This window comes from Silanimonas sp., from assembly GCF_027530345.1.
GTDB lineage: Bacteria > Pseudomonadota > Gammaproteobacteria > Xanthomonadales > Xanthomonadaceae > Silanimonas.
The window spans coordinates 188361-198188 of sequence record NZ_JAPZQK010000004.1 but is presented as its reverse complement, the minus strand read 5'-3'; the positions used below and the strand labels follow the sequence as shown (position 1 = coordinate 198188).

At 69.1% G+C, this 9828-nt stretch carries 7 protein-coding genes; 4 read left to right on the top strand and 3 right to left on the bottom strand.

Annotation, left to right across the window (positions count from 1 at the left end; genetic code table 11):
* Positions 1 to 347: 347 nt before the first annotated feature.
* The gene (locus O9255_RS02915; protein ID WP_297865328.1) at positions 348 to 1865 is read left to right on the top strand and encodes a class I SAM-dependent DNA methyltransferase; all 1518 of its coding nucleotides are present in this window, start codon (positions 348 to 350) and stop codon (positions 1863 to 1865) included.
* A gap of 153 nt (positions 1866 to 2018) precedes the next feature.
* Here O9255_RS02915 and O9255_RS02910 read toward each other — a convergent pair whose 3' ends face one another.
* The 3 genes from O9255_RS02910 to O9255_RS02900 form a co-directional block, all read right to left on the bottom strand.
* A complete protein-coding gene (locus O9255_RS02910; RefSeq protein ID WP_297865327.1) occupies positions 2019 to 2357 on the bottom strand; it encodes a hypothetical protein in 339 nt (112 codons plus the stop codon).
* Between the two features lie 101 nt (positions 2358 to 2458).
* Entirely contained in the window at positions 2459 to 3799 is a 1341-nt protein-coding gene (locus tag O9255_RS02905; RefSeq protein WP_297865326.1) for a HAMP domain-containing sensor histidine kinase, read from the bottom strand.
* Positions 3796 to 4473 carry a response regulator transcription factor gene (locus O9255_RS02900; RefSeq protein ID WP_297865325.1) on the bottom strand — a complete coding sequence of 226 codons (678 nt, stop codon included), beginning with the start codon at positions 4471 to 4473 and terminating at the stop codon, positions 3796 to 3798. Before O9255_RS02900 ends, O9255_RS02905 begins: the two co-directional genes overlap by 4 nt.
* Positions 4474 to 4580: 107 nt before the next feature.
* Between O9255_RS02900 and O9255_RS02895 the strand changes: the two genes are divergently transcribed.
* The 3 genes from O9255_RS02895 (at position 4581) to uvrD (ending at position 9808) form a co-directional block, all read left to right on the top strand.
* On the top strand, positions 4581 to 5279 hold the full coding sequence (locus tag O9255_RS02895; protein ID WP_297865324.1) for a glutathione S-transferase N-terminal domain-containing protein: 699 nt from the start codon (positions 4581 to 4583) through the stop codon (positions 5277 to 5279).
* A 95-nt stretch (positions 5280 to 5374) separates the two neighbouring features.
* Complete coding sequence (locus O9255_RS02890) at positions 5375 to 7588, top strand: S9 family peptidase (RefSeq protein ID WP_297865336.1); 2214 nt, start codon at positions 5375 to 5377, stop codon at positions 7586 to 7588.
* A 36-nt stretch (positions 7589 to 7624) separates the two neighbouring features.
* A complete protein-coding gene (gene uvrD, locus O9255_RS02885) occupies positions 7625 to 9808 on the top strand; it encodes a DNA helicase II (protein WP_297865323.1) in 2184 nt (727 codons plus the stop codon).
* Positions 9809 to 9828: the final 20 nt, after the last annotated feature.

Below are 9828 nucleotides of genomic sequence, written 5' to 3'. Positions count from 1 at the left end.
CACTGCGACGAATACTCGGACTGGTGCTCCAGCACCATCCGAACCGAACGCTCACGCACCTCGGGTGCGTACCTCGCCAATCTGTTCATGCTCCAATCCTCTCAAGGTTCGGAGCCTCCGAGAAAGCCGGGGCGGTTCAGGAGCAGGCTCGGAAACCACCGGAGCTCAGGTTCAAACCACCGGAGCTTCGAAGATCCGAACCAAACCGTTTTGCTTGACGGGAGTGCCTTCGGAGCGCCGAGAAGCGCCGCCACCCCGAATATTGTTCAATAACTTCAACTACTTAGCCTGATCCTCGTCACTTGACTGGCACTTGACGGGTACTTGACGGAAGCCGCAAAGGACAGATGAACACTTCCACCCTCATCCAGCGCGTCTGGAACTTCTGCCACACCCTGCGGGACGACGGGGTGGGCTACGGCGACTACCTGGAGCAGCTGACCTACCTGCTGTTCCTGAAAATGGCCCACGAGTACGCCCAGCCGCCCTACGAGCGTGACCTCGGCATTCCAAAGAAGTACGACTGGGCCAGCCTTCGCCGCCTGTCCGGCGAGCCGCTGGAGGCGCACTACCTCGCCGTGCTGCATGAGCTGGGTCGCAAGGGCGGCATGCTGGGCGCGATCTTCTTCAAGGCGCAGAACAAGATCCAGGACCCGGCCAAGCTCAGCCGCCTCGTGCAGATGATCGACGAGCAGGACTGGGTGGGCATGGACGCCGACACCAAGGGCGATCTCTACGAAGGCCTGCTGCAGAAGAACGCCGAGGACACCAAGAGCGGTGCCGGCCAATACTTCACCCCCCGCCCGTTGATCCAGGCCATGGTTGCCTGCATGCGCCCGCAGCCCGGAGAGAGCATCGCGGACCCGTCCTGCGGCACCGGCGGCTTCTTCCTCGCCGCGAACGAGTGGCTGGTGGGCGGCGCCAGCTGGCTGAAGGCGAATGCCGATTGGTTGGGGCACGAGGGCCGCGCGCTGAACGCCAAGGAAAAGAAGGCGCTCAAGTCCGGCACTTTCCACGGCAACGAGATCGTGCCCGGCACGCGCCGCCTGTGCCTGATGAACCTCGTGCTGCATGGCATCGGCGACCTGCAGGGCGAGCCCGCGGTCGAGCGTTCAGACGCCCTGATCGCCGAGCCCAAGACGCCGGTCGTCCTGGTGTTGGCGAACCCGCCCTTCGGCAAGAAGAGCAGCATGACCATCACCAACGAGGAGGGCGAAGAAGACCGTGACGCGCTGACCTACGAGCGCCAGGACTTCTGGGAGACCACCTCGAACAAGCAGCTCAACTTCCTGCAGCACATCGTCAGCCTGCTCAAAGTGAATGGTCGCGCCGCCGTGGTGCTTCCCGACAACGTGCTGTTCGAGGGCGGGGCCGGCGAGAAGATCCGTCGCAAGCTGCTCGAGACCTGCGATGTGCACACCATCCTTCGCCTGCCCACCGGCATCTTTTACGCGCAGGGCGTCAAGGCGAACGTGGTGTTCTTCGACAACGCGCCGAAAGACGGCCGTGTGCACACGAAGGGCATCTGGTTCTACGACCTACGCACGAACCAGCACTTCACGCTGAAGACCCGGCCGCTGAAGCTGGAGGACCTGCGCGACTTCGTGCGCTGCTACCACCCAGCCAACCGCCACCAGCGCGAGGAAACCGAGCGCTTCCGCTACTTCCCCTACGAGCAGCTGGTGGCAAGAGACAAAGCCAGCCTCGACGTGTTCTGGTTGAAAGACGACAGCCTCGAGCGGCTGGATGACCTGCCGCCACCGGACGTGCTGCAGCAGGAGATCATCGAACACCTCGAAGCCGCACTGTCCGCCTTCCGTGACGTCGCGGCGGCGCTGCCGCGCTTCCCTCCACGCGAGGTCTGAGGGCGCGCGCCGCGCCCGCGGGGCGGCGGGCCAGCGACAAGCGAGCCATGGATGGCGAGCGCGCGGCTCGGGGCAGGATAGCCCCGAGTCCGCGAAGAGCGGCCCGCCACACCGCGAGGCAGGCGCACACGACGCCGCGACGTGCCACGGCACTCACCAGTCGTAACGGCGCTCGAAGGTGGCGACACTGCCGTCGGCACGGGTCAGGGTGCGGGCGTAGAGCTCGCGCGGGCCGAGGTCGTCGTCGACGAAGCCGTGCACCGTGACGGTCTCGCCGACGTCGGCCGGCACCCAGTTAGGGCCAACGTACACGCGGATGCTGCCGCTGGCGTCGGCAAGGCGGAACTCGTCCTCGTCGGTGATGCGCTCGACGGTGCCCTTGACGGTAACCATGCTGCCGCGCTGCGCATCGGCGATCGGGGTGATGCGCTCGGCGGCGAGGGCGAGTGTGGGCGCGAGGGCGAGTAGAAGAACGGCAGCAAAAGACTTCATGACGAAACTCCGTAGTTGAGGGTGCGTGTTACGCCAGAAGCCTCTGGCGCGGTCCACGGAAGTCATGTTGCAAGGCCGGCCTGACGACAGCCTGACGGGCTTCAGCGCTCCCTGAACCGAAGCACGAACGCCGCACCGCCGTCGGCGGGCGAATCGGCGAGCACCTCGCCGCCCTGCGCGCGCTGCACGCGTTCGACGATGGCGAGGCCGAGGCCCGCGCCACCGGGCGCGGCATCCGCCCCGCGCCAGAAGGGCTGGAACAGCGAACGCCCCGCACCGGGCGGAATCCCCGGCCCGCGATCGCGCACGCGCACCTCGGGGCCGGGCCCGACCGTGAGGTCGACCACGCCCGCCCCCCCGTGCACGATCGCGTTCTCGACGAGATTGGAGAGCGCAAGCTCGAGGGCATCGGGATCAGCCGCGACGACGATCGGCTCGGGCGGCAGCTCGAGGTCCAGTTCGACATCGCGCGAAGCAGCGAACGCCGCCAAGGCCGACGCCACGCGCGACGCCACCGCTCCAAGGTCGGCACGCAGGGATTCGTCCACCTGCAGAGCATCCGCATTCGCCGAAGCGAGCACTTGCCGGACGGTGCGCGCGAGCGCGACGACGTCGGCGCGCAGCTGGTCCGCGGCGGGCCCTGGCGGCAGCGCGTCGAGGCGGGCCGCCAGCACCGCCACCGGGGTGCGCAGGGCATGGGCGGCCTCGGCGGCGCGGCGCTTCTCGGCAGAGAGCGCGTCGTTGAGGCGGTCGAGCGAACGGCGGGTGGCGTCGACGAGGTCGACGATCTCGGAGGGCAGGTCACCGGCCGGCAGGGGCGCGGGCGGGTGGCCAGGCTGGATCGACCGGGCCCATCGCGCCGCCGTGGCCACGGGCGCGAGGCCGCGGCGGATCAGCACGGCATTCGCAGCGATGAGCAGCACGACCACCGGCACGATGGGCAGCCAGATGTGGCTAACGAACTCCGCGAGCAGCGCGCTCAGCATCAGCCGCGCCGGGTCGTCGCGCATCACGAAGACCAACCGGAAGTCGCCGCCCGACAAGCGCATCTTCTTCGATCCGATCAGCAGCTTCCGTGTGCCTGAACTTCGATGCGCCAACCAGTCGTCGGCGAAGGCGGCCTCCTCGAAGGCGCGGCGTGGGACGAGCCCGGGGTTGGCCGCGTCGATCACCCGCCCTTCCGCGTCGGCCACGACGAAGGCGTAGGCCTCGGGATGCGCCTCGTACAGGGCCCGCGCCGAGGCCTCGACGCGTCCCTCGGCGGGGTCGAAAGCCTCGGACACAAGGCCCAATCGATGCTCGACGACTTCGCCCTCCATCGCTCGGCGGTCGAATCCGTAGTAGAGACCCACGGCCAGCATGTTCACGACCAGCGCTGCGCCGGCGATCGCGAACAGGCGGGTCGTGAGTCGCGAAGCGAGGGAACGCGGCGATGCGCTCATGGCGCGACCTCCTTCACCAGCATCCAACCGAGACCGCGGACGGTCACGATCGGCGGCGGACATCCTGCGGCGGCCAAAGCACGGCGCAAGCGCGACATGCCAGCCTCGAGGGCGTTCGGCCCCACCTCATCATCGAAGCCGTAGATCGCCTCCTCGAGGGCGCCGCGCGCCACCACCCTGCCCGCCGCTCGCATCAATTGCTCCAGGATGGCCGTCTCGCGACGGCCCAGCACCACGGCGCGGCCATCGGCCACCACGCTTCGATTCACCGTGTCGAACGCGATCGGGCCCACCTGCAGCGTGGTCGCGGCCCGCTCGCCGGGGCGCCGCAAGACGGCGCGGCAGCGCGCTGCCAGCTCCCGCATCTCGACCGGCTTGAGGATGTAGTCGTCGGCTCCGCCATCGAGGCCGGCCAAGCGATCCTCGAGCGCGTCGCGGGCGGTCAGCACGATCACCGGGACGCGACCGCCGTCGCGCAAGGCCGGCAACAGGCGCAGGCCGTCGCCGTCCGGCAGTCCGAGGTCCAGCAGCACCAGTCCGTAGTCGGCCGTGCTCGCCATGGCGCGTGCCTCGCGGGCGGAGCCGGCGTGGTCGACGGTGAACCCAGCCCGGGCCAAGGCGTCGCCAATGGCCTCGGCAAGCGGCGGATGGTCTTCGACCAGTAGCAGGCGCATGTCGTTCCTCCTTGCGGCGAGCGTGCCGGCGGAGCCTGACACAGGCCTGACGTCCTGCAGGTCGACGAGACGCTAAGCTCGACCCCTCGCACCGCGACGTCGCCCCCATGATCGACCTGCACTACTGGCCCACGCCGAACGCGCACAAGGTCACGCTGTTCCTCGAGGAAAGCGGCCTGCCCTACACCGTGCACCCGGTGAACATCGGCGCCGGCGAACAGTTCCGGCCGGAGTTCCTGGCCATCGCCCCGAACAACCGCATGCCGGCGATCGTCGACCACGCGCCCGCCGATGGCGGCACACCGCTCAGCGTGTTCGAGTCCGGTGCCATCCTGCTCTACCTCGCCGAGAAGACCGGGCGCTTCCTGCCGGCCGACCTGCGCGGCCGCACGGCCACGCTGGAGTGGCTGTTCTGGCAGATGGCGGGCCTGGGGCCGATGACCGGCCAATACGGGCACTTCCACGTCTACGCGCCGGAGACGATCCCCTACGCACAGGAGCGCTACGCCCGCGAGGCCCAGCGCCTGCTTGGGGTGCTGGATCGCCGTCTCGAGGGTCGCGCCTTCCTCGCCGGCGACGGCTACACCATCGCCGACATGGCCTGCTACCCGTGGATCTCACCCTACGTGAAGGCGCCGCTCGACCTCGAGCCGCATGCGAACCTGCGCCGCTGGCGCGAGGCCATCGCCGCGCGCCCGGCCACGGCGCGCGCGTATGCGGTAGCGAAGGACCCCCGCTTCGCCCGGCCTGCCGAACTCAGCGACGAGCAGAAGCGCATCCTGTTCGGCATCACGCCGAAACCCTGATTCCTCCCGCCACGCACGACCACGACGGAACGCCGCGCATGCGCCTCCTTGCCACCCTCACCCTCGCCGCCTGCGGCGCCTTCGCCTCGCCCGCCATGAGCTCGACGCCCGCCCCGACCGCTGCCACGCCTGCCGCCACGCCGCAGCGACTCACGCTCGAAGCCATCACCGGCGACACGCCGCTGTCCGGCCCCACGCTCGTCCAGCCGAGGTTCTCCCCGGACGGCGCGCGCATCACCTTCCTCAAGGGCAAGGCCGAGAATCGCAACCAGCTCGACCTCTGGGCCTTCGACGTCGCCACGAAACAATCCGCGCTGCTGGTCGATTCGAAGACGCTGCTGCCAGAGGGCGAGGGCGAACTCAGCAACGAGGAGAAGGCACGCCGCGAGCGCCAGCGCACCGCCGCGCTGTCGGGCATCGTCGAGTACGCGTGGTTCCCCGACTCCCGCCGCCTGCTGTTCCCGCTGGGCGGCGAGCTCTACCTGTTCGACCTCGGCGCGCCCGCAGCGGGCGCCCGCAAGCTGACCACGGGCGAAGGCTTCGCCACCGACCCGAAGGTGTCGCCGAAGGGCGGCTTCGTCAGCTTCATCCGCGGTCGCAACCTGTGGGTGGTCGAAGTCGCATCGGGCGCTGAAGCGCAGCTCACCACCGATGGCAGCGAGGTGATCGGCAATGGCGTGGCCGAGTTCGTCGCCGACGAGGAGATGAACCGCCACACCGGCTACTGGTGGGCGCCGGACGACAGCGCCATCGCCTTCGCGCGCATCGACGAGACGCCGGTACCGATCCGCGAGCGCTTCGAGATCTACCCGGACCGTACCGAGGTCGTGCGGCAGCGCTACCCCGCGGCCGGCGAGCCGAATGTGCTGATCCAGCTCGGCGTCATCGCGCCGACGGCCGGCGCGGCCGCTCGCTGGCTCGACCTCGGCGACGAGAAGGACATCTACCTCACGCGCGTGGATTGGGCCTCGCCGCAGCGCCTGCTGTTCCAGCGCCAGAGCCGCAACCAGCAACAGCTGGCCCTGGTGGCCGCCGATCTCGCCAGCGGTGAGCAGGAGACGCTGGTGACCGAACGCAGCGACACCTGGGTGAACCTGCACGAGCTGCTGCACGTCTTCGCCGACGGCAGCCTGCTGTGGGGCAGCGAGCGCAGCGGCTTCCAGCACCTGTACCGGATGGACGCCGATGGCCGCGACGCCCGCGCGTTGACGCGCGGCAAGTGGATGGTGGAAGACCTGCTCGCGGTGGACGAGCCGCGCGGCGTCGTCTACGTCAGCGGCACCAAGGACGGCGCGTTGGAGCGGCACGTGTATCGCGTGCCCCTCGATGGCCGCAGCGAACCGGAACGGATCACCCGCGACGCCGGCATGCATGCCGCGAGCTTCGATGCGAAGGCCGAGCGCTTCGTTTCGCTGTGGTCGAACGCCACCACGCCGCCGCAGACCCAGCTGTTCGACCGCGACGGCGCGCTGCTCGCCACCCTTGTCGAGAACTCGCTTGCCGAGGGCCATCCCTACTACCCTTACCGCGCCATCCATACGCCGGTGGAGTTCGGCACGCTGAAAGCCGCGGACGGCCGCACCGACCTGAGCTACAGCGTGATCAAGCCGCCGGGCTTCGACCCGGGCCGGAAGTACCCGGTCGTGGTCTACGTCTACGGCGGACCGGCGGCGCAGACCGTGACCAACAGCTGGCCGGGCCGTGGCGACCACTTCTTCAGCCGCTACCTCGCTCAAGCCGGCTACGTGGTGTTCTCGCTGGACAACCGCGGCACGCCGCGCCGCGGGCAGGCCTTCCTCTCGGCGCTCTACCGCCAGCAGGGCACGGTGGAAGTGGAAGACCAGCTCAACGGCATCGCGTGGCTGCGCGCGCAACCGTGGGTGGATGCGCGCCGCATCGGCGTGCACGGCTGGAGCAACGGCGGCTACATGACCCTGATGCTCTTGGCCCGTAGCCGCGGCGCCTATGCCTGCGGGGTCTCCGGCGCGCCGGTGACGGACTGGGCGCTGTACGACACGCACTACACCGAGCGCTACATGGACTTGCCGCAGGCCAATCCCGAGGGTTACGACAAGGCCCGCGTGTTGGCGCACATCGAGGGTCTCACGGAGCCGCTGCTGCTGATCCACGGCATGGCCGACGACAACGTGCTGTTCTCGAACGCGACCGTACTGATGAGCGCCCTCCAGCAGCGCGCCCAGCCCTTCGAACTGATGACCTACCCCGGCGCGAAGCATGGCCTGCGCGGGGCCGACGCCCTGCACCGCTACCGGATGACCGAGGCCTTCTTCGGTCGCTGCCTGAAGTGACGTGGCGGGCGCACGCCGCCCGCTACAATCCGAGGCATGGACGTCTCCTTTCTCCTCGACGGGCTGAACGAAGCCCAGCGCGAGGCCGTTTCCGCGCCGCCGGGCCACTATCTCGTGCTCGCCGGCGCCGGCTCCGGCAAGACCCGCGTGCTCACGCACCGCATCGGTTGGCTGCATGCCGTCGACGGCGTGCCGCTGTACGGCCTGCTCGCCGTCACGTTCACCAACAAGGCGGCGCACGAGATGCGCCACCGCATCGCCGCCACGCTCGGCGTGGAGACGCGCGGCCTTTGGGTGGGCACCTTCCACGGCATCGCCCACCGCCTGCTGCGCCTGCACTGGCAGGAAGCGGGGCTTCCGGAAGGCTTCCAGATCCTCGACGCCGACGACCAGCTGCGGCTGGTGAAGCGCGTCATCGCCGACCTCGACCTCGATGATTCGCGCTTTCCGCCGCGACAGGTCGTGTGGTGGATCAACGCCCGCAAGGACGAAGGCCAGCGGCCCGAGCACATCCAGGTCGCCGGCGGCGACTACATGGGCAAGGAGATGCTGCGCGCCTATGCCGAGTACGAGGTGCGCTGCCGCCGCGCCGGGCTCATCGACTTCGCCGAGATCCTGCTGCGCGCGCACGAGACCCTGCGCGACCACGAAGCGCTTCTGGCGCACTACCAGCGCCGCTTCACGCACCTGCTGATCGACGAATTCCAGGACACCAACGCCATCCAGTACGCCTTCGTGCGCCTGCTGGCCGGCGCGCGAGGGCAGGTGTTCATCGTCGGCGACGACGACCAGGCCATCTACGGCTGGCGCGGCGCCAAGGTCGAGAACGTGCAGAAGGTGCTGGCCGACTACCCCGGCGCCCGCACGGTGAAGCTGGAGCAGAACTACCGCAGCACCGGCACGATCCTCGCCGCGGCGAACGCCGTGATCGGCCACAACACCGACCGCCTCGGCAAGAACCTGTGGACCGAGGCCGGCGACGGCAGCGCCATCGACGTCTACGCCGCGTACAACGAGATGGACGAAGCGCGCTACATCGTCGAGCGCGTGCGCCAGCACGTGGCGGCCGGTGGGCGGCTCGTCGACTGCGCCATCCTCTACCGCAGCAACGCGCAATCGCGCGCCATCGAAGAAGAATTGCTGAAGACGCAGGTGCCCTACCGCGTGTACGGCGGCCAACGCTTCTTCGAGCGCATGGAAGTGAAGGACGCGCTCGCCTACCTGCGCCTGTTCGCTTCGCGCAGCGACGACGCGGCCTTCGAGCGCGCGGTGAACACGCCGCCGCGCGGCATCGGCGAGAAGACGCTGGACGAAGTCCGCCGCGCCGCCCGCGAGGGCGCCGAGCCGCTGTGGAACGCCGCACGACGCCTTGCCGAGTCCGGCGCGCTGGCTGCCCGCGCCCGCAATGCACTGGCCGCGTTCCTCGACCTCGTCGATCGCCTGGCGGACGACGCCCGCGACCTCGACCTGCCGGCGCAGGTCGAGAAGGCCATCACCGACACCAAGCTGCGCGAGCACTACGACAAAGAGGGCAAGAACCAGCTCGACTCGCGCATCGACAACCTCGACGAACTCGTCTCGGTGGCCAGCCGCTATGCGCGCACCGAAGACGTCGACGCCGACATGCCCGAGCTGATCGCCTTCCTCGGCTATGCCGCCCTTGAAGCCGGCGAATCACAGGCCGATGTCGGCAGCGACGCGGTGCAGCTGATGACCCTGCACACCGCCAAGGGCCTGGAATTCCCGTTCGTTACGCTGGCTGGCGTCGAGGAAGGTCTGTTCCCGTCGATCCGCTCCACCGAAGGCGATCGCCTCGCGGAAGAGCGGCGCCTGGCCTACGTCGGTATCACCCGCGCCCGCGAACAGCTGCTGATCACTTACGCCGAATCGCGCCGCCTGCACGGGCAGGAGCTGCTCGGCGCGCCGTCGCGCTTCCTGCGCGAGGTACCGGAGTCCCTTCTGCGCGAGGTGCGGCCGAAGGTGGCGGTGTCACGTCCGGGCGGCACCAACGCCTGGGCCGGCGAGCGCGACGTGCAGTACGCCGACACCACGCCATTGAAGGGCTTCAAGCTCGGCCAGCGCGTCAAACATCCGAACTTCGGCGTGGGCGTGCTGAAGAGCGCCGAGGGCAGCGGCAACCACGTGCGCGTGCAGGTCGATTTCGAGAATGGCGGCGCGAAGTGGCTGGTGCTCGCCTACGCGCCGCTCTCGGCGGCTTGAGCGCGGCTTGAGGCGCGGGC